Source organism: Chryseobacterium sp., assembly GCF_045629545.1.
Lineage (GTDB): Bacteria > Bacteroidota > Bacteroidia > Flavobacteriales > Weeksellaceae > Chryseobacterium.
In genome coordinates this window covers 17,247-38,521 of the sequence record NZ_JAZQRK010000037.1, presented here as the reverse complement: position 1 = coordinate 38,521, position 21,275 = coordinate 17,247, and the positions used below count along the sequence as shown (strand labels likewise).

Genomic DNA, 21,275 nt, shown 5'->3' with positions numbered 1-21,275 from the left:
TCTAATATTTTACGAAAATAATCATTAATTTCGGAAATCATTTTTAATATCAAAAATTCATGTACAGCAGAAGGTTTTTATGTTGGTTTGTTTCCTTACTCTTTCTCTTCTCATTTTCATCAGAAGTCCATCCCTATCATGTAGGGTCGGTAGAGATAAATTATAACGAAAAATCTAAAACCTTTGAGATTGCAGGACGATTTTTTTTGGATGATTTGGAAAATAGTTTGAGTGCGAAATACAAAAAACCGCTCCACTTTAATGATAAAAAGTACAAAACGCAGCTTGCTGAAGCCTTAGAAACCTATTGTGCAGATTATTTTAAACTAAAATCTAATAATCAATTTTTGAAAATTAATTATATAGGCTTTGAGGAAGATGCAGAAGCTGTAAATATATTTTTGGAATCCGAGCCTGTTGCTAAACCTAAAAAAGTAGAAGTGGCCGTGAGTTTTTTGTATAATTACTTTGATGATCAAATAAATATTGTTCATATCATCATTAATGGCAATAGAAAAAGCGATAAGTTAACGTACCCCAATCGGTATATGTTTCAGCAATTTTGATTAAAATTTCTCATTCACCCACTTTATATGTGCAAGCAAGTCTGGGAAAAACTGGTCGTAGCACTCCTGCAATCGATCTTTGTTATCTAAAAAAGCTAGAAATACTGGAATATCTTTATCCAAATATTTTGCCTTGTGCAACACGTTTTTTATACTGAATTCTATTCCCCAATCTTCTCTATAATTATATAACCAATCTTCTTTTTCCATTTTTTTCAACATCTTCTTGAAATTTTCAGATAGATATTGTTCGTTTTCATTCAATACACGATAAACTCGTTGGGAATGTTTTTTCCAATTTTCAGCTGTGTTAATAAAGTGGTCGTTGGCAAGAAAATAATCCATAGAAACATCTACAAAAGCACCTGCGTATAATCTTACCAACGGACTAAAAACTTTTTTTGCCTCCGAAATCGCGGGATGAGAATCTGTATAGGTGTCTATGGCGCGATGTAGAGTAATGCCATTTTGCATCTCTCGTGGGAAAGAGTAGCGATCTTTGTTTTTGATAAAATCTTCCAAAAACTGCCCAACAATTTGTCCGTCAGAAAAACTTAGATAAGAATGTGCTAAAAAGTTCATGTACGAAGATAGAAATTTTTAGACAAAGTTTTTTCTTCATCAGAAGTGCTTACATCAACTCTATTTTGGGTTTCGGTATACGTAAAACTAATTTTTTTCTCTTTTAATTTTTCGTTTGAAATAATTTCTACACGCATACTTTCATCCATGACAATACAATCAATCTGAATTGGAAAAGGATATCCTTTTTGAAGCTGACAATCTTTATATTCAAAAGCTACCGTACAATGTGAGCTTAAAGGCGAAAATCTTTCGTACTCATTGTAGATTACCATAGCATGCGGATTTCTTTCTATTATTTTTAGTCCAGCTTGTAGACTTGTAGAGTAGAGTAAGGATAATCGAAAATAAGATATCCATTGTCTTCCAATTTAAGATAACATTCATCCAAAAACTGAATGGTCTCTTGTTTGGTTTGATGAATAATGACATGAAAACTAAAAATACAATCAAATAAATTCTCGAAAGGTATTTTTGAAATTTGCCTAATTTTAGATTTTTAGACGGATGTTTATTCTTAGCAATTTCTAGCATTTCTGTATTGAAATCTGCCCCATGAGTAACAAAATTGGGTAGTCTTCCTGTGCCACAGCCCAAATCTAAAATCTAGTATAGTAGTTTGTTTTGAAAGAAATTTTGTAAAAATTTTCGCTCTTGTGTACCTACATATTTCCCGTAAGAATTGTCGAACCTATTTTCATCATAGTTTTTTACGAGCTGATTGTAATATTCTTTTATCGTCATCTATTATGTTTATTAGTAAAATAAAAACCCTGAATAGTACTATTCAGAGTTTTGGAAATTACTAAAAATTAGGGCTAATTGTATAAAAATGAGTTTTCTATGATGGTGTTTTTAGAATCTTTTTACTATTGGTGAGGGTTAGCCCGATAATGAAGTACACAAATTATTTTTTTTCAAACATTTTATCTTAATGATAAATTTCCATAATATGAATAAGATGCACGGTCCACTCTTTAAAAACGGATTTGTACTTTAATAAGTAGCAATGACTTATTTTTCCTTATTTATATTGCAATAATATTAAATAATTATCAATAATAAAAGAAATTTAACATAAATTTTAAAATAATCTTTCGTGGAAGTCTTCCACCTTACTTACTTCTTGTATACTAATGCCAAATTTCCGTTTTGGAAGCTTGTTGAGGTTGGATATAAATATTTTTTCATAGCCCAATTTTTCGGCTTCGGTGATTCTTTGTTCTACTTGTGCTATAGGACGTATTTCGCCGCTTAGTCCAATCTCACCTGCGAAACAATAGTGATCTGAGATGGCAATATCCTCATTAGATGAAAGTATAGAAGCAATGACAGCGAGGTCTAGAGCCGGATCATCTGTTTTTATTCCGCCAGTAATATTCAAGAAAACATCTTTTGCGCCCAACTGAAAACCTGCTCTTTTTTCTAAAACTGCCAATAGCATATTGAGTCTTTTAGAATCAAAACCTGTGCAACTTCTTTGTGGCGTACCATATACGGCTGTACTTACCAATGCTTGGATTTCTAATAACATGGGACGATTTCCTTCTAAAGTTACCGCCACAGAATTTCCCGATAATTCTTCGGATTTTTTGGTAATGAGTATTTCAGATGGGTTTTTTATTTCTTTTAAACCTTGTGAAACCATTTCATAGATTCCGATTTCAGAAGTAGAACCAAAACGGTTTTTATTTGCTCGCAAAAGTCTAAACAAATGATTTCTATCACCATCGAAATTCAAAACTACATCTACCATATGTTCTAGAACCTTCGGTCCCGCAATTTGTCCATCTTTGGTAATGTGACCCACCAAAAATACAGGTACATTGTTTTCTTTAGCGTATTTAATAATTTCATTAGAACATTCTCTAATCTGAGAAACTGTTCCAGGAGAACTTTCTATCAGTTGAGATTGCAATGTTTGAATAGAATCAATAATAATAAAGTCGGGTTCTAATTTTTTGGCTTCATGTAGTATTTTTTCCAAATTGGTTTCCGTATAAAGAAAGCAATTTGGGTTTTTTACATCAGCCAAACGGTCTGCACGCATCTTAATCTGTGAGGCACTTTCTTCTCCAGAAACATAAAATATCTTCTTTTTCATTTTCAAAGCCAATTGAAGAAGTAAAGTAGATTTGCCAATTCCGGGTTCTCCACCGATCAGTGTTACAGAGCCCAAAACAATACCACCTCCCAAAACTCTATTCAATTCTTCGGATGGTGTTTTTATTCTAGGTTCTTCTACTGCTTCAACCTCAATAATGTTGATTACATTTTGTTTGGTTTTGCTACCAGGTAAGCTTTTAGGAGAAGTTTTTTCTACAATTTCTTCTACCATAGTATTCCATTCTCCACAATTTTTACATTGCCCAGTCCATTGTGGGTACTGAGAACCACAATTCTGACAGATATATGCTGTTTTTACTTTTGCCATGATGTAAAATTATGAAATTTCTTGTTTAATTTTTTTTAACTCTTACCATAGATCAATGTGAGAAAAAATAAGTACAGCTATATTTGTATTCTTAAATATTAGAACAATGAAAAAAATATTCTTAAGTTTCGCACTTGCTTTTATGAGCATCATCACTTTTGCACAATCTACTTGGAAAGTAGATCCTATGCATTCATCTGTTAATTTTAATATCAAACACATGGGCATTAGCTTTGTGCAAGGTAGATTTGATAAATTCGATGGGACTGTGGAGGCTCCAGGGCAAAATTTGGATAATGCAAAATTCAATTTTACAGTAGATATTGCTTCTATCAATACGGGTGTAGAAATGAGAGACAATCACTTGAAAAGTGCAGACTTTTTTGATGCGGAGAAATTCGGAACAATGAAGTTTGAAGGTGCAACTTTAAAGAAAGCTAAAAACGGAACTTATGTTTTGAAAGGTGCGTTGACAATAAAAGATGTTACTAAAAACATTAGTGTTCCTGTAACTTTCGGAGGAGTAACGAAAAACCAACAAGGTAAAGAAGTAGTAGGTTTCCAAACTAAATTTACGGTAAATCGTTTAGAGTATAATGTAAAATATGACCCAACTGCTGCTGCATTGGCTAAAGATGTAGAAGTTGCTTTGTATTTTGAACTACAGAAATAGATAATTTCCAACGTTAGATATTCTTATAAAATTAATATTAAAAAATGGTTTCCTAAAGTAATTGTAGGAAACCATTTTTATTTTTCAGAAATAAATTGCCTCGCTTTTAATTTTCCCCTAACTTTGCACAAACCTAATCTAATGAGTAAAAAGAATACCAAGTACATCTTTGTGACAGGAGGTGTAACTTCGTCTTTGGGAAAAGGAATCGTTTCTGCTTCTTTGGGACTTTTGTTAAAAGCACGTGGTTTTAGCGTGACTATTCAAAAACTAGACCCCTATATCAATATTGACCCAGGAACATTAAATCCTTATGAACATGGAGAATGTTATGTAACAGAAGATGGCGCTGAAACAGATCTAGATTTAGGTCATTATGAGCGTTATTTGGATGCTCCAACTTCACAGAATAATAACGTTACTACGGGTAAAATTTACCAAACAGTAATAGATAAAGAAAGAAAAGGAGACTTTTTAGGAAAAACCGTTCAGGTAATTCCACATATCACCAACGAAATTAAGCGAAGAATAAAAATGCTCTCTAAGCAGGACTACGATATTATCATTACTGAGATCGGAGGAACTGTGGGAGATATAGAATCTTTACCTTATATAGAAACAGTACGTCAGCTGAAATGGGAATTGGGAGAGAAAAATTCTATGGTTATACATCTTACTTTGTTGCCTTATTTGGCATCTAGCGGTGAGTTGAAGACAAAACCTTCTCAGCATTCTGTAAGACAACTGATGGAAAGCGGAATCATGGCAGATGTGTTAGTATGTAGAACTGAGCATGAAATCCCGAAAGAACAAAGAGCAAAACTAGCTCAATTCTGTAATGTTTCTTTAGATAATGTGATAGAATGTAAAGATTTAGATACTATCTATGAAGTTCCTATTTACTTACAAAAACAAAATTTTGATGACGTAGTAATGAAAGGATTGGATCTGAAAAGTGATAAAGTAGCAGATCTAAAAGATTGGAACATCTTCCTTAATAAGTTCAAAAATCCAAAAAGAACAGTAGAAATTGCATTGGTAGGAAAATATATTTCTCTACAAGATTCTTATATTTCTATTGCAGAAGCTTTCAAACATGCAGGTGCAGATTTGGAAACCGAAGTGAAAGTAAGATGGGTGTACAGTGGAGATATCACTGCAGAAAATGTTGCTGAAACATTGGCTGGAGTTGATGGAGTCTTAGTAGCACCAGGTTTTGGAGATAGAGGTATCGAAGGAAAAATTTTAACGGCTACGTTTGCAAGAGAAAACAAAATTCCGATGTTAGGAATTTGTTTAGGAATGCAAATTATGACTATAGAATTTGCTAGAAATGTGTTGGGTTGTGCAAAAGCAAATTCTATGGAATTTGATGGAAATACAGAATATCCAGTAATCTCATTGATGGAAGAGCAAAAAGATGTAGTAGATAAAGGAGGCACAATGCGTCTTGGTGCGTGGAAGTGTGCATTGAAAAGCAGTTCTAGATTAGCTGAAATCTATGGTAACAAAAATATCTCAGAAAGACACCGTCACCGTTACGAATTTAATAGTGAGTATCTACAAGATTTCGAAAAGAATGGTTTCCTAGCAACAGGGACCAACCCTGAGACTGGTTTGGTAGAAGCTTTGGAGATGGTAGATCACCCTTTCTATGTTGGAGTACAATATCACCCAGAGTATAAAAGTACAGTAGCAACACCTCATCCACTATTCAAAGCTTTTGTGAAAGCTTGCGAAAAGAGATAAGGTATAAGCGTATAACAAAACGTTATAATAAACTCAGGTTGATCTTTTTCTACCTGAGTTTATTATATAGTAAATAAGTAAAAGAGAAGGTTTTGATAAAAAAATCAGTATTTTTGTCACCTCAAATTTTTATGCATAGTATAGAATTTTATATTATGTAAATATCTTGAATCATTAATTAATTAAAATAAAGATGCAACAAAACAAAGGACTCGATAAAAGTCAGATTATTAGTTTTGCGGTTTTATGCGTAGTACTCTTCGGATTTATGTTTTATTTCCAGAATAAACAGCAAGAAGAGGCAACAATAATTGCCGAAAAACAAAAGACTGAACAGGTAAATAAAGAGATAAGCCCTACATCTGCTAGCAACATTAACCCAAATGTTACTACAGACCAACTACAGACAGTTCAGTTGGGTAACAAGGAGCTAAAGCTAGAATTTTCTAGTCTGGGTGGGCAGGTTTCTAAAGTTGAGCTTCTCAATTACAAAGCTTATGATCATAAAACTGATAAAGCAGATCTACCTTTGTATTTAGTGAATAAAAATAATTCTAATTACGGATTTCAGTTTAAAGATAAATCAGGGAAATTTGTAAACACGAAAGATTTAGTTTTTGCACCTTCAGTTTCTGGTAATGCAGTAACGCTTACCGCAAATTATAACGGAGCTACTATTCAATTTATCTATACTTTATTAGACAAATATACAGTAGATTTCAAAGTACAATCTCAAGGTTTGGCTTCAGTGACCTCAGATAAAAATGCTATATTCATTTGGGATTATAGTGTTAGAAATTTAGAGAAAGGTAGGGCTCAGGAAATGTCGCATTCAGAATTTTCTTACGCCTTTAATAACTATAAAGATTATGATTATGATGGGAGCACAGATATGGATGAAACCAAGGAAACCCTAAATTGGATTGGAGTAAAACAACAATTTTTCTCTTCTGTAATTGAAGCTAAAAATGGTTTTACGCAAAGCACGGGAAATCAAGATACTATTGAAGAAGGTGAATTCTTGAAAAAACTAAATTACCAAGGTCAGGTACAAATGGCGGGTAGTGAGTTAAATCAAGACTTTACATGGTATTTTATGCCATTAGATTTACCATTATTGAAATCTTATGATAAGAATTTCGATGAGATTTTACCTTTAGGTTGGTCATTTATTGGATGGATGAACCGTGGGTTCTTTATGCCAATGTATAATTTAATTGCGTCTTGGGGAATCACAGCAGGTTGGGTAATTTTCTTGATGACTATTATTGTTAAGTTAATCTTATCACCAATTATGTACAAGCAACATAAGTTGAGTGCAATGATGAAAGTGATACGTCCGGAAATTGACGAGGCAAATGCAAAATATAAGGATGCAGATCCTATGAAAAAGCAACAAGCTACTATGGAAATTTACAGAAAAGCCGGTGTAAACCAAATGGCTGGATGTTTACCAGCATTGGTACAAATTCCTATTTTCTACGCATTGTTTAGATTTTTCCCGAACTTTATTGATCTAAGAGGACAAGGGTTTTGGTTTGCAAAAGATCTTACCGCTTATGATGATCTTATTAAATTACCATTTAATATTCCATTTTTGGGAGAACATTTAAGTGTGTTTGCTATTGCCTGTACTATTGTAATCCTTATCTATACGGTGATGACTTCTGGAAATATGCAGCAGCCTCAGCAAGAGGGAATGCCGAATATGAAGGTAATCATGTATATTTTCCCAATTACATTCTTGTTCTTCCTTAACACATCTGCATCAGGATTATCTTGGTACTATTTCGTCTCCAATGCTATTAACATAATTATCATTTTGGTGATTAAGTATTTGATATTAGATGAGAAGAAAATACATGCACAGATACAGGCAAACAAAGAAAAGCCAAAGTCTGAAGGCAAATTCCAGAAGAAGATGAGAGAAATGATGGAGAAAGCACAAGAGCAGCAGCAACAAAATGGTAAGAAAAAATAATCTTACGCACTAAAAAAGAGAGGCTTTTGCTTCTCTTTTTTTATATTCTTATTTTTAATTAGATTCCTTCCAAATTTCAATCAGAGGTATTGTAATATATGTAAATTGAATTTAATCATATATTAGTCTGAAAGACTGTCTGTGATGAGTCGTGGGTCCAAATTCTTTAAGGGCCATTTGATGTTTTTTTGTAGCATAACCAAAGTTAGTATTCCATCCATAATTTGGAAATTCATCATGAAGTTGTATCATTAATTGGTCTCTATAATTTTTTGCTAGAATAGAAGCTGCTGCAATTGATAAAACTTTAGAATCTCCTTTTATAATACACTCATGAGGAATCATCAAATAATCATGAAATTTGTTACCATCTACGAGGATTAAATCTGGTCTGGTTGTCAATTTGTCTAGAGCATTATGCATTGCATAGATGCTTGCATTCAGGATATTATGTTCATCTATGAAACTCGGAGGTAATTCTGCGATAGCATATTCTTTCACATTATCTTTAATATAACTATCCAAATCCATCCTTGTTCTAAATGTTAGTTTTTTCGAATCATTAACTAAATTCTGGTTAAAATCCTCATCTAGAATAACTGCTGCAGCGACAACGGGACCACATAAGCATCCTCTTCCTACCTCGTCACAACCAGCTTCAATATTATAATTGGACCATTTTTTTATCAATTCCATAAAATTATTATTTACGAGTGTCTAATTTAGTGCATAATCTGTTTATTAACAGTATTTTAGCAAATTATTAACAATATTACGCATTTTTGTTAAAAAGTTTCAGAACTTTGCGCCGTAAAAATAATATTAATTATGAAGAAGTTAACTACAAGTGTTCTTTTAGTTGTTGTCGCTTCATCTTTTGGATTAGTAAATGCCCAGGAGAAGAAAAAAGATACCATCCTAAGAGAACAAAGTATTGGGGAAGTTATTATTACTGGAGCATTAGGAATTACAAAAAAAGCGAATGCTCAAACTGCTGCTGTACAAGTTATAAGCAATGAACAATTGACTGCAGCATCCAATCCAAGTGCTGTTTTTTCACTACAAGGAAAGGTTTCTGGGGTAAGTATCTCTAATACCAATAGCAGTGTTACAGGTACACCTAAAATACAAATTCGAGGTATGAGATCTCTTACGGGTAATAACAATGCATTAGTTGTTATAGACAATGTGATTTCTTCGGCGGAAGCTCTTCAGCAGTTGGCTCCTGAATTAATTGAGTCTATGAACATATTAAAAGGTTCACAAGCAGCTGCCTTATATGGTTCTGATGGGGTAAATGGTGTCGTATTGGTGACGACAAAAAAAGGAGCGAAGGGAAGAATGAAAGTTACTTATAATGGATCTTTCGATTTTGAATCAGTACTCAACGTACCAGATAGACAAAAAAATTACGGGCAAGGTTGGTACCTAGGAAAAATTAATGTAGAAAATGGTTCGTGGGGAGCACCATTTGCTGGAGCTTTAGGTGGCCAAAATGTTGGTTATGGTGTTCCATTATACGATTATAGTGGTGATGGACATATTGACGTCAATCCAAATGATGATGCTGCAACACCTGATGATGGTGCCATGATTCAATCTAAGTATGCACCTTATGGAAAAAATAATGTAAAAGATTTTTTCAATGTTGGTACGGTTATACAAAACGGAATCACTGCAAATGTGGGTGATGAAAACAGCTACTTACTAATGTCATTGGATCATATGCAAAGAGAATTTGTAGTCCCGGATGATAAAGTGAAGAGGCTTTCTGCATTCTTAAAGGCTGGTACTAAATTTGGTAAATGGAATTTTGATGCTATTGTTAATTACACACGTCAAACAAGTAATACAACTGATAGTGTTTTATATGAAGATTTATTACAATCCTCAGTAGATGTTCCAATTTCTGCTTATAAAGGCTATCCAGATGCAGCTTATGCTTGGAACATTTTTTATCAAAATCCATATTGGACGCAAAAACATGTTAGAATTAATACTACTACCGATAGATTAAATATTATAGGTTCTGCAGGATATAAAGTAAACAAAAATATAGATGTTTTGTATAGATCAAACCTAAACTATGCTGGTTCTTTTGGTAACCAATGGAATGATGGTTGGTCTAGTACTCTGATTACAGATGCAGCAGCGGTTACTTCTTCTTATGCACAATCTAATGCAAGTCAAACTAAATATTATGGAGATTTATTAGTTAATTTTAACTATGAACTTACCGATGATTTGAACATGAAGTTAAATCTTGGACACAACTTCCAAAACTTTAGTCACAATACAACTTCTGCAGGTGGATCTGGTTTAATAATCCCTAACCTATACCAAATTTGGAACCTAGCAAATCCTACCAATCCATATAACTTAGATAATACTAGAGGTTCTTACAACTCTCAAGCTGTTTTCGCTAACTTAGATTTAGGATTTAAAGATTATTTATTTTTAACAGCTACTGCAAGAAACGAGTGGAACTCAGTGCTTCCCGAAGGTAAAAGAAGTTATTTCTTCCCATCTGTTGGAGTTAGTTTTATTCCTACTAAGGCTTTTGATTTTGAAAGCAAAACTTTAAGCTATTTAAAATTATATGGTAACATCAGTGGCACAGCAAATGCTACTTCAGTAAGTCAATATAGTGTAAGAAATTATATGAACCTTGGAGCAGGATTTCCCTTTACGCCGTCTGGAGGACTTAGTTTCCTAGTCCCAACAGCACAAACAGATCAAAATATTAGACCTGAAAAAGTTTCAAAGAAAGAAGCTGGTTTATCTTTTGGATTATTTAAAAACAGAATTTTGTTTAATGGATCAGTATATCAAGATGATACTACTGATATGATTACTAATAGAACAACATCAACTACATCAGGTATTTCTAGTTTATTAACGAATATTGGTAAGCTAAGAAATAGAGGTATTGATGCTGATATTACAGTAACCCCTATCAAAACTCAAGATTTCAGATGGGATATTGGTGCCAACTTCTCTACTTACCAAATGGAAGTATTAGAAGTTGCTCCAGATACTGATAGAGTATCTATTGGAGGTACTAGTTTAGTTGGGATCTATGCTGTAAAAGGTTTGAAAGGATTACAACTAATGGGTACAGACTTTGTGCGTGATAACCAAGGTAGAATCATTGTAGATGCTTCTAACGGTAGACCGTCTGTAACAACAACACTACAAAACTTAGGAACTGTGAATCCTAAATACCAATGGGGATTCAATACCAGTGTAAACTACAAAGGTTTTAGACTTTCAGCTACAGCAGATTGGAGAATTGGAGGTAAAATTACTACGGAGATACTTCAAAATATGGCGTTTAATGGTACTTTACCTGATAGTGGTAATTTCGATAGAGAAGGTGGATTTATAATGCCTAATTCTTCATATTTGTCTGATGGACAATATGTTTCTAATGATAATGTATTCTACCAATATGCAGGAGGGACAGGGAATCAACTGTATGATGGAGTTGAATACTACTACCAAAATCAATTTGGTACAGTAGGATCAAACCAAGTAGTTTCTGCATCATATTTTAAAATTAGAGAAGTTGCAATTTCTTATACATTAAATTCAGAGATGTTGGATAATACAGGAATCAATAGCTTAACGATTGGAGTACATGCAAGAAATCCATTTGTGAAATATTCTAATTCTAACAAAAACTTTGTAGATCCAGAATCTGCATACACTACTGGAAATGCACAAGGTTATGCTACAGTTGGACAATATCCTTCAATCAAATCTTACGGTTTTAGTATTAATGCTAATTTTTAATAAGTAAAACAATGAAAAAAATATTCTTATACTCATCAATTGCTCTAGCAACTTTCGTTACATCGTGTCGAGAGATGGATGATAATATATCACCAAATAATGTAGATCCTTCATCTATTTCACCTAGACAAACTTTAACGGCTTCACAAAATTTGGTTTTCACTGCACAAGCTGGTACTATGAATTCATTATCTAATGTTTGGACGAATACTTGGGCAGGTAATAACTTTTATTTTGGTAATCCTATAACAAGGGAATATTCTCTTGATATTTCAAACACATTTAGTACAGGTATTTGGACTAGCAGTTATATTGCAGCTAATAATTTGCAAGGAATTATTAATGGTGGTGCAAAATTACCTCTTCATTCTGCAATAGCTAGAATCCTAAAGGCATATACGATGCAATACGTTGTAGATTTTTATGGTGATGTTCCATATTCAGAGGCATTTCAAGGACAAAATAATCTTACTCCGAAATATGATGATGATTCTGCCGTTTATAGAGAATTGGTATTAGAAATTAACAAAGCAATCGCTGATATCGATGCAACAAAAGCTGCTGGAATCAATGGTGATAATATTGTGACGGCACAAGAAGATGTGATCTTTGGAGGTGACGTTGACAAATGGAAATTGTTTGCTAAAAATGTGAAACTTAAGATTCTACTAAGACAATCTAAAGTCACTGATGCTGATGTTAGAACTTTTGTAGATGCACAATTGAAAACTCTTGCTACTGGCAACCAAAATGATTTCTTTACAGGTGATGTAACCATCAACCCTGGATATAGTAACCAAAACTCATCTACTCCAAACCCAATGTTTACAAACTATGGTGTAGTAAACTATCAAGGTAGTTCTGTAAATACTAACGGTTGGAGACTTTATAAAGCTGCAGATTATTACGCAAGTTCCGCAAACGGAACTATGTATGGTACAGGTACTGGAGATTTAAGAGGTACAGTAATGTTTAGATCTTTATCTTCTAGTAGTGACGCTATGCAAGCTGTAAGTACTATCCGTGGTTTGAAGCAAGGTGCTCCAAAACTTACAGGTAGTGAGTGGACGCAAGCTTCTGTTATTGGATGGAAATTTATTGGAAGTAATACAACTTCTCCTACAAGCTATAACACATCAAATGCTTATAGTATGGTCCGTCAAGGAGATACTAATTCTGGATCTATAATTGCAAATAAAGGTGCCTCAATGGATGGATATTTAGCTTTAGGTGCAGAAAATAAGCTATTGTTGGCTGAAGCTGCTACTTTGTATCCTACAATTTTTACTTTCAGTAATCAAGCATTATATCAAGAAGCAGTAAATGACTCATTTACTTTCTATGGTCTAACAGCGGCACAAGCGTCCCAGTATCTTAATGGTATTAATGGTACTACTGCAGGATGGGCTGGTGCGCCAAATAAAATTGCAGCTATCCAATACCAAAGATTTGCTTCATTGCCTAACTTGAGACAAGTTGAAACATATATCAACTTCCTAAAAACAGGTTATCCAGCAATTCCAGTTGCTGAAAATGCATCTGCTACTAACAAGCCATATAGATTAATCTATCCATCATCTGAATATACTGGTAACTCAAGTAATGTACCGAATGTAACAATCCCGCAAGCTTTTACAAAGAATGCTACAACACCATTCTGGAACCAAAACTAATATTTAAATCAAATTTAATATGTTTTCACCGCCCTCGGGCGGTTTTTTATTTCCGTATATTTGCAATTCAAATTAAGATAATGAATATTAAAAATATCATAGAAGAAAAACTTGCTGAAGTGATTCTTAGTGTATTTCAGCTAAAAGATATAAAACTAGAAATTCAGGAAAATAAAACTGAATTTGAGGGAGATTTTACTATTGTGACTTTTCCTTTGGTAAAGCAATTGAAGAAAAACCCTGAAAGTATTGGTCTAGAACTAGGAGAATCTTTGGCAGTACAATCTGAGCTTGTAGAGAGCTTTAATGTGGTAAAAGGATTTCTGAATATTAAGGTTAAAAACCAATTCTTTGTTAATCAATTTAAGGCGATTACGAGTGAATTTTCTGTAATTGACAAGAAAAATTCTACGGTGATGGTAGAATATTCTTCACCTAATACCAATAAACCTTTGCATTTGGGACACATTAGAAACAACCTTTTAGGTTTTTCAGTTTCTCAAATTCTTGAAGAAGCAGGATATGATGTGATAAAGTCACAGATTATCAATGACAGAGGGATACATATTTGTAAATCTATGTTAGCTTGGGAAAAATTTGGTAAAGGTGAAACTCCAGAATCAACAGGCATAAAAGGGGACAAATTTGTAGGTAATTTCTATGTAGAGTTTGATAAAAACTATAAAAAAGAAATTGCTGAACTTATGGCAAAAGGTCTTACAGAGGACGAAGCAAAGAAAGAGGCTCCACTTATCAAGGAAGCTCAACAAATGCTTTTGGACTGGGAAAATGGAGACGAAAAAGTAAGAAAACTTTGGGAAGAAATGAATACTTGGGTATACAAAGGATTCAACGAAACTTATAGTAGACTTGGAGTAAAGTTTGATCAAGTTCAATACGAAAGTAATACCTATATTCTTGGTAAAGATTTGATACAAGAAGGTATTGCTAAAGGTGTTTTATTTCAAAAGGAGGACGGATCTGTATGGTGTGATCTTACAGATGAGGGTTTAGATCAAAAATTATTATTAAGATCTGACGGAACTTCTGTATATATGACTCAAGATTTGGGAACAGCAGTACAACGTTTTAAAGAAAATAATCTTCAAAAACTAATTTATACCGTAGGAAACGAGCAAGATTACCACTTCCAAGTTTTATTTAAAATTTTAGGTAAATTAGGATACGAATGGGCAAACCACCTTTATCACTTATCTTACGGAATGGTAGAATTGCCTGAGGGAAAAATGAAATCTCGTGAAGGTACCGTGGTAGATGCAGATGATTTGATGCAGGAGATGTATGCTACAGCAAAATCGAAATCTCAAGAATTAGGTAAATTAGAGCATCTTTCTGATGATGACAAGGAAACATCTTATGAAAAGGTAGGTTTGGGCGCATTGAAGTATTTTATGTTGAAAGTAGATCCAAAGAAAAAAATGCTATTCAATCCTGCAGAAAGTATAGATTTTAATGGAAATACAGGTCCATTTATTCAGTATACTTATGCGCGTATCCAATCTTTATTAGCTAAAGCAGAGTATGCACAAAAGGAGATTTCTGAGGTGCCACTCAATCAATTTGAAAAAGAACTTATTGTGCATTTGGGGAACTATAAAACCATTGTCCAGAAGGCTGCAGAAAGTTTGAGTCCAGCATTAGTGGCAAACTATCTATATGATTTGGTGAAAGCGTATAATTCATTTTATCAAAATAATCCTATTATGATTCTAGAAGATGAAAATGTAAAACAAATTCGTCTAGATTTATCAGATCTCACGGCGAAAACAATCAAAAAATCATTACGATTACTTGGCATAGGAACGGTAAACAGAATGTAAATCAATAGGAACCCTCTTGAATAATTCATGAGGGTTTTTTATGTGATTACATTATTTCATTTACATGGTGATTGAATTTTATTTCAATCAAAGATTAACAGTTGACCCATACAATTTAACACCAATGATGAGTTGATATTCAAAATTTATGGCACAAATTCACTCAATTTCACTAATATTTCAATTGATTATAAAGTTATTTTAAAATTATTTTAACTTTTTTTATTATAAAATTTTAACAATCTATTTAATATTAATAATACGTTCTTGTTATTTTTAACAAATTTTAACATGTTATATTGCATTTATATTATTAATTCTTGATTTTTAAAAATTCAATAATATGTACCATATGTAATTAATTTTATAATTTTTTTAAGTTTTTGTCGTTTTATTCGAAAAGTTTTAGAACTTTACCGTTACCAAAAATTAAATTAATTATGAAGAAATTAACGATAGGGGTGTTAGCCTTGGTACTATCTTCCTCCTTGGCTGTAGCAAATGCTCAAGAAAAAAAGACAGATAGTGTGAAAACACAAAATATAGAAGAAGTTGTTGTAACTGCTTTAGGTATCAAAAGAGAAAAGAAAGCATTGGGGTACGCATCACAAGAAATTAAAGGTGATATGCTTTCCGACGCAGGACAAACCAATGCAGTAAGTGCTCTTTCTGGTAATGTTGCTGGAGTTCAAGTAACTGCACCTAGTTCTATGGGAGGGTCTACAAGAATAACGATGAGAGGGATAAGTTCTGTTACGGGAGAAAATAGACCCTTAATTATTGTGGATGGTGTTCCTTTAGACAATTCTAATGTCAATAGTGTTGATACTCAAAGAGGAGCTGGAGGAAGAGATTATGGTGACGCAACTTTTGATATCAACCCAGATGATATCGAAACAGTAACTGTATTAAAAGGAGGTCCAGCAGCTGCTTTGTACGGATCTAGAGCTGGAAATGGTGCTATCGTATATACCACAAAATCAGCTAAAAAAGGAAGAACTGAAATTCAATTTAATACAGGTGTATCATTTGAATCAATCTACATAAGACCCAAATTGCAAAATATGTATGGTGGAGGACTAGAATCTTCTTTACCTACAGCAAATATCAATGGGCAAATCACAAATATTGCAGATTTTGGAACTGACGAAAGTTGGGGACCAAAATATGATCCTAATTTATATTATTTAGGTTGGGACTCCTTTGATCCTGAGTATTCTAATGAATACATGAAATTAAAGCAATGGGTAGCTCCTAAAAAAGATGTGGATGATTTTTTCAGGATGGGTACAACCTACACCAATAACTTCTCTGTTTCGAAAGCATTTGAAAACACCAATGTAAGATTATCCTATACCAACACAAGAATAAACGGAATTGTACCTACCTCAGAAATAAAAAAGGATAACCTAAGTATGAATATTAGTTCTACTTTGTCTGATCGTTTGAAGGCTGAAGGGGTATTTAATTATGTAAGAACAGAAGGCTTCAATAGACCAGAGCAAGGATATGGAGATAATTCTGTAGCACAAAAGTTTTACCAATGGGGGCAAAGACAATTGGATTTCTCGGAACTTAAAAACTATAAATTAGCGAATGGAATGCAAAGGTCTTGGAATAGAACTGCATGGAATGATGGAACTCCAAACTTTTCAGACAATCCATATTGGACAATATATGAAAATACGTCAGCAGATTTAAGAAACCGTTTTTTTGGTAATGCTGGATTGACTTATAATTTTTCTAAAAAAGTATATGTATCTGGTAAAGTATACGGTGACGTATATTCACAAAATATAGAATCAAGAGTTGCCGTGGGGTCTGCTGCCTTGTCTGAGTATAATTTACAAAAAAGAAATAATTCAGAATTTAATTACGAAGGGAGAATTCACTACAACGATAATTATGGTGATTTCAACCTGAATACCTTTGCAGGTTTTAATATCATGAACAGAAAATGGGATGCCCTTAGTGGAAATTCTGTTGGAGGGATTATAATCCCAAACTTATACAATTTAGCTAACAGTAGAGAGTCTGCAAAAGCATCTAATGCTTCTTACCATACAGGTGTGAAAAGTTTATTTGCTTCTGTTTCATTAGGTTACAAGAACATATTATTTATAGAGGGAACAGGTAGAAATGATTGGTTTTCTATGATTAATAACGATCAATTCTACCCATCAGTTACAGGTAGTTTCGTGTTCTCACAAGCATTGAAAGCAGATTGGCTATCTTTTGGTAAGATAAGAGCAGGATGGTCGAAAATTGCGGGTTACTCTGCCGATCCATATATCAGAGGAACCTTTTCATCAATAGATACACCTTTCTGGGGTTCTCCAATGTATTCTATGCCTGCAACAAAAGGTGAGCCTAATATTTTACCAGAAATGAAAACAACTAAAGAAATAGGTATAGAAGCTCAATTCTTTAAAAATAGATTTGGTTTCGATGTGACTTATTATGATGTGAAGACAAATGATTTAATTATTCCTTTACCTATTGATCCTGCTAACGGATTTGGTTTTAAAAGAATCAATGCTGGAGAAATGACCAATAAAGGTATTGAAGCTATGGTGAATATTTCTCCTGTAAGAACAAGTGATTTTTCTTGGGATATAACTTGGAATTTCACAAGAAATAAAAATAAACTAGTAGAGTTACAAGGTAGTTTAGAAAATTACATCCTAACTAATGCACCATTTAGAGCGCAATTATCTGCTCAGGTGGGATACGCTTATGGTCAGATTTTAGGAACGGATTTTGTGTATGATGGTAATGGAAATAAAGTTGTTGATGCCAATGGCTTTTATAAAGCATCCGCTATAAAACCTTTAGGTTCTATTTTGCCTGAATATAATATGGGATTCAGAAATTCATTTAAATATAAAAGCGTTGGGCTATCTTTCTTGATCGATGTACAACAAGGTGGTAAATACTTTTCTACAACCCATATGTGGGGAATGTATTCCGGAATGCTTGAAGAGTCGGCTTTAGGAGGCAATAGAGAAGCAGGAGTAGTTTTGGCAGGAGTTAAAGAAAATGGGTCTCCAAATGATATTTTACTAGATGCACCAACTTGGGGGGGTACATATTACAATACAGTAGATGCACAAAACATTTTTGATGCAAGCTATATTAAGTTGAGAGATGTTACTTTATCTTATGATTTTCCAAAAGATGCGTTAGGTGGCGTATTGCAAGGCTTTAGAATATCGGCATTTGCTAGAAACTTATTTGCGTGGAATTTAGATTTTAAAGGTGTAGATCCTGAAAATACATCTTATGGGTCTGGAAACTTACAAGGACTAGAGGGTGGATCATTACCTTCTACAAGAATGTATGGTGTTAACTTAAACTTTAAATTTTAATTAAAATGAAAAAAATTGTAACTATAATTGCACTGTCGGGAATAGCATTTGTATCGAACAGTTGTGCAGACAAATTTGATGAAATAGATGTTAATCCAAATTCTACAGAAAATCCATTACCTACAGGATTATTTAATAGTGCAACTAAAGAATATATGGACTTCACTAGAGATGGATGGGTGTCTGGAAGAATGATGTTACCTTGGGTACAATACTCTGCACAAAGACAATACACAGAAGAAGATAGATATCAATACAGATTAAGTACAGATGACCAATATTGGCGTAGATCTTATTATGTAGCCAATGACTATAAAAAAATAATATCATTAAATACTGATCCTGCTACTGCTGCATTAATGTCTACATATGGTTCTAATAAAAATCAGATTGCAGCATCTAGAATTATGCTCTCTTATGTGTTTCTAAATTTGGTAGATGCATTTGGAGATGTACCATATTGGTCTTATGGCAATAAAGATGCAGACTTTCAGGCACTAGATATTGATGCCTCATTGCAACCTAAATTTGCGAGTCAGCAAAAAATATACACTGACATAATGAAGGAGCTTAAAGAGGCTGCAGAAATGATTGAAATAAATAAAGATATTCTCATAGAAGGTGATCAAATATTTGAAAATGATCCATCAAAAATGAAGAAATTCGCCAACTCACTTAGGTTAAGAGTTGCAACTAGGGTAAAAGGAGTTGTACCAACAGCTGCGGGTCATATCACAGATGCTATCGCATCTGGCGTAATGACTTCTAATAATGATAATGTAGGTTTGACTTATGAAAATAATTTAGTCAACCCTTCACCATTTTTCTTGACGTATCAATCTCGATCAGATTTTGCTATATCTAAAACTTTTGTTCAATTACTTAAGGGACAGACAGGCGGATTTAGTGAAGATCCAAGATTATTCAAATATGCTTCACCAACTTCAGTTAAAATAGGAAATATAAGAGGCCAAACCATGACTGAAGCTGCTTCAGCAAGTCAAATTAGCGGTATGCCATATGGTTTACCAAGTACTTTAGCTGCTAGCCAGGCTTCTTCTGCAAGTTTTTTTGGAGCAAGTGTATTAAAGCCTGCCTATACAGAAATTTTTATGGAATATGCAGAGGTAGAATTTCTATTAGCAGAAGCAAATGGATGGTCGCAAACCAATTATGTAAACGGAGTGAAAGCATCTTTGCAAAGATGGGACATAGATGATGCTAAGATAACAAGCTTTGTCGCATCACTTCCTGCAGCAAATAAGCAAAATGTATTGACACAAAAATATGTTTCACTTTTTATGCAACCAGCAGAAGCTTGGGCAGAGTATAGAAGAACTGGATACCCTAATACGCTATTACTTCCAGGACAATCAGCCAATCTTAACGTCCCATCTGCGACAGGACAAACTACTTATATTTTTACATCGCTAATTGCAGGATTAACTGATTTACCAACAAGAATTTTCTATCCTACTCAGGTTAAGAACTTAAATACATCTAACTATCAAGCAGCTGCATCTGCTATCGGTGGCGATAAAATGAACACTAAACTAATTTGGGATACAAACTAATAACATCTTTTTAATATTATTTTACAAGCCGCCTTCGGGCGGTTTTTTTATTGGTTGAATTGATTTTGCCTCATAAAAATTCCTCAAGAATAGTCTTGAGGAATTTTTATTTTTAGGTAATTTATTTTTCTTTTAGGCTGTCCCTGTATAATTTTGCATTGCTCCATTTGGCATGCTTGGAAGGCTCTATGCGATAGCCTTTTTTGTAGGTATATACTTTTGTGAATTCTGCCCCGAAAAAAATAAGCATGCAAGAATAGTTGATCCAAAGCATGACCAATATTACCGTTCCAGCAGCTCCAAAGGTAGAAGTCGGCTTGAATTGACTAAAGTACAAGCTAAGCAAAAACTTACCTATTGTAAATAGTACAGCAGTTAGTAATGCACCCTTCCATACAGATTTCAAGCTTATTTCAACATCTGGAAGTACTTTAAACATTAAAGCGAATAATAATACGACCACTAAAAATCCAATTCCAAAATTTACAATCTCTACGATGAAATAGGTTTCTAGTCCAAAATAGGTCGTTATAAAGTTATTAAACAAACTAATAAATGAAGATAATACCATGGTAATCATTAGTAGGAAGCCTAGAATTAAAATCATACTTAATGAGTTCGCTCTATCTAATAAAAATTTCACCAATGCCTTCTTGGGAGCAGCCTCCACATCCCAAAGTGTATTTAGGGTCTTCTGTAATTGAAAGAATAGCGTGGTAGACCCGAAAACCAAGGATCCAATCCCAACTATTTTCATAAATATATTTTGCTTATCTATCAAGGCGCCAGCTACCATATCTTGTATACTTTTAGCTACATCTTCACCCATCATTCCGCTAATCTGCGTCGTGATTTCTCCTCTAATGGCATCTTCACCAAAAAAATAACCTGCAATCCAAATGATAATAATAAGTAACCCAGGAATTGAAAAAATGGCGTAATAAGCTAAACTTGCAGAATCGCTGGATGCTGGAGAATTATTCCATTCAGAAAAAGTTTCCTTCAGGATTTGCCAGAAAAATTTAAGTTCGTTTATCAT

The 21,275-nt window shown here is 33.6% G+C and carries 16 protein-coding genes; 9 read left to right on the top strand and 7 right to left on the bottom strand.

The annotated features are described in order from the left end of the window. Positions 1-59 precede the first annotated feature (59 nt). On the top strand, positions 60-566 hold the full coding sequence (locus ACKI42_RS08530; RefSeq protein ID WP_407404426.1) for a DUF6702 family protein: 507 nt from the start codon (positions 60-62) through the stop codon (positions 564-566). Here ACKI42_RS08530 and ACKI42_RS08525 read toward each other — a convergent pair whose 3' ends face one another. From ACKI42_RS08525 to radA, 5 genes are all read right to left on the bottom strand, one after another. Beyond that, positions 567-1,148 carry an ACP phosphodiesterase gene (locus tag ACKI42_RS08525; RefSeq protein ID WP_407404424.1) on the bottom strand — a complete coding sequence of 194 codons (582 nt, stop codon included), beginning with the start codon at positions 1,146-1,148 and terminating at the stop codon, positions 567-569. Then, positions 1,145-1,444, bottom strand: a complete 300-nt coding sequence (locus ACKI42_RS08520) for a hypothetical protein (RefSeq protein ID WP_407404503.1) — start codon at positions 1,442-1,444, stop codon at positions 1,145-1,147. The genes ACKI42_RS08525 and ACKI42_RS08520 overlap by 4 nt, the downstream gene beginning before the upstream one ends. A 5-nt stretch (positions 1,445-1,449) precedes the next feature. After that, entirely contained in the window at positions 1,450-1,572 is a 123-nt protein-coding gene (locus tag ACKI42_RS08515; protein ID WP_407404501.1) for a hypothetical protein, read from the bottom strand. A 182-nt stretch (positions 1,573-1,754) separates the two neighbouring features. Further along, the gene (locus ACKI42_RS08510; RefSeq protein ID WP_407404422.1) at positions 1,755-1,892 is read right to left on the bottom strand and encodes a hypothetical protein; all 138 of its coding nucleotides are present in this window, start codon (positions 1,890-1,892) and stop codon (positions 1,755-1,757) included. Between the two features lie 340 nt (positions 1,893-2,232). Beyond that, positions 2,233-3,582: a DNA repair protein RadA gene (gene radA, locus ACKI42_RS08505; protein WP_407404420.1), complete on the bottom strand. Its 1,350-nt coding sequence runs from the start codon at positions 3,580-3,582 to the stop codon at positions 2,233-2,235. Positions 3,583-3,688: 106 nt separating this feature from the next. Between radA and ACKI42_RS08500 the strand changes: the two genes are divergently transcribed. The 3 genes from ACKI42_RS08500 to yidC all read left to right on the top strand — a co-directional run bounded on the left by ACKI42_RS08500 (position 3,689) and on the right by yidC (position 7,985). Further along, positions 3,689-4,255, top strand: a complete 567-nt coding sequence (locus tag ACKI42_RS08500; protein ID WP_407404418.1) for a YceI family protein — start codon at positions 3,689-3,691, stop codon at positions 4,253-4,255. 141 nt (positions 4,256-4,396) lie between these two features. Continuing rightward, a complete protein-coding gene (locus ACKI42_RS08495) occupies positions 4,397-6,004 on the top strand; it encodes a CTP synthase (protein ID WP_407404416.1) in 1,608 nt (535 codons plus the stop codon). Between the two features lie 193 nt (positions 6,005-6,197). Next, positions 6,198-7,985, top strand: a complete 1,788-nt coding sequence (gene yidC / locus ACKI42_RS08490; protein ID WP_407404414.1) for a membrane protein insertase YidC — start codon at positions 6,198-6,200, stop codon at positions 7,983-7,985. Positions 7,986-8,096: 111 nt separating this feature from the next. On the opposite strand, the gene ACKI42_RS08485 is transcribed toward yidC, so the two are convergent. Then, positions 8,097-8,681 (bottom strand): ribonuclease HII, encoded by a 585-nt coding sequence (locus tag ACKI42_RS08485; RefSeq protein WP_407404412.1) that lies wholly within the window; start codon positions 8,679-8,681, stop codon positions 8,097-8,099. Positions 8,682-8,813: 132 nt separating this feature from the next. Here ACKI42_RS08485 and ACKI42_RS08480 point away from each other — a divergent pair, with 132 nt between their 5' ends. The 5 genes from ACKI42_RS08480 to ACKI42_RS08460 all read left to right on the top strand — a co-directional run bounded on the left by ACKI42_RS08480 (position 8,814) and on the right by ACKI42_RS08460 (position 20,236). Continuing rightward, positions 8,814-11,780, top strand: coding sequence for a SusC/RagA family TonB-linked outer membrane protein (locus ACKI42_RS08480; RefSeq protein WP_407404410.1), 2,967 nt, complete (start codon positions 8,814-8,816; stop codon positions 11,778-11,780). 11 nt (positions 11,781-11,791) lie between these two features. Next, positions 11,792-13,453, top strand: coding sequence for a SusD/RagB family nutrient-binding outer membrane lipoprotein (locus tag ACKI42_RS08475; protein ID WP_407404408.1), 1,662 nt, complete (start codon positions 11,792-11,794; stop codon positions 13,451-13,453). Positions 13,454-13,533: 80 nt separating this feature from the next. After that, complete coding sequence (argS, locus tag ACKI42_RS08470; protein ID WP_407404406.1) at positions 13,534-15,294, top strand: arginine--tRNA ligase; 1,761 nt, start codon at positions 13,534-13,536, stop codon at positions 15,292-15,294. A gap of 440 nt (positions 15,295-15,734) precedes the next feature. Beyond that, entirely contained in the window at positions 15,735-18,662 is a 2,928-nt protein-coding gene (locus tag ACKI42_RS08465; RefSeq protein WP_407404404.1) for a SusC/RagA family TonB-linked outer membrane protein, read from the top strand. Positions 18,663-18,667: 5 nt separating this feature from the next. After that, positions 18,668-20,236: a SusD/RagB family nutrient-binding outer membrane lipoprotein gene (locus ACKI42_RS08460; protein WP_407404402.1), complete on the top strand. Its 1,569-nt coding sequence runs from the start codon at positions 18,668-18,670 to the stop codon at positions 20,234-20,236. Between the two features lie 121 nt (positions 20,237-20,357). Here ACKI42_RS08460 and ACKI42_RS08455 read toward each other — a convergent pair whose 3' ends face one another. Continuing rightward, positions 20,358-21,275 carry a YihY/virulence factor BrkB family protein gene (locus ACKI42_RS08455; protein WP_407404400.1) on the bottom strand — a complete coding sequence of 306 codons (918 nt, stop codon included), beginning with the start codon at positions 21,273-21,275 and terminating at the stop codon, positions 20,358-20,360.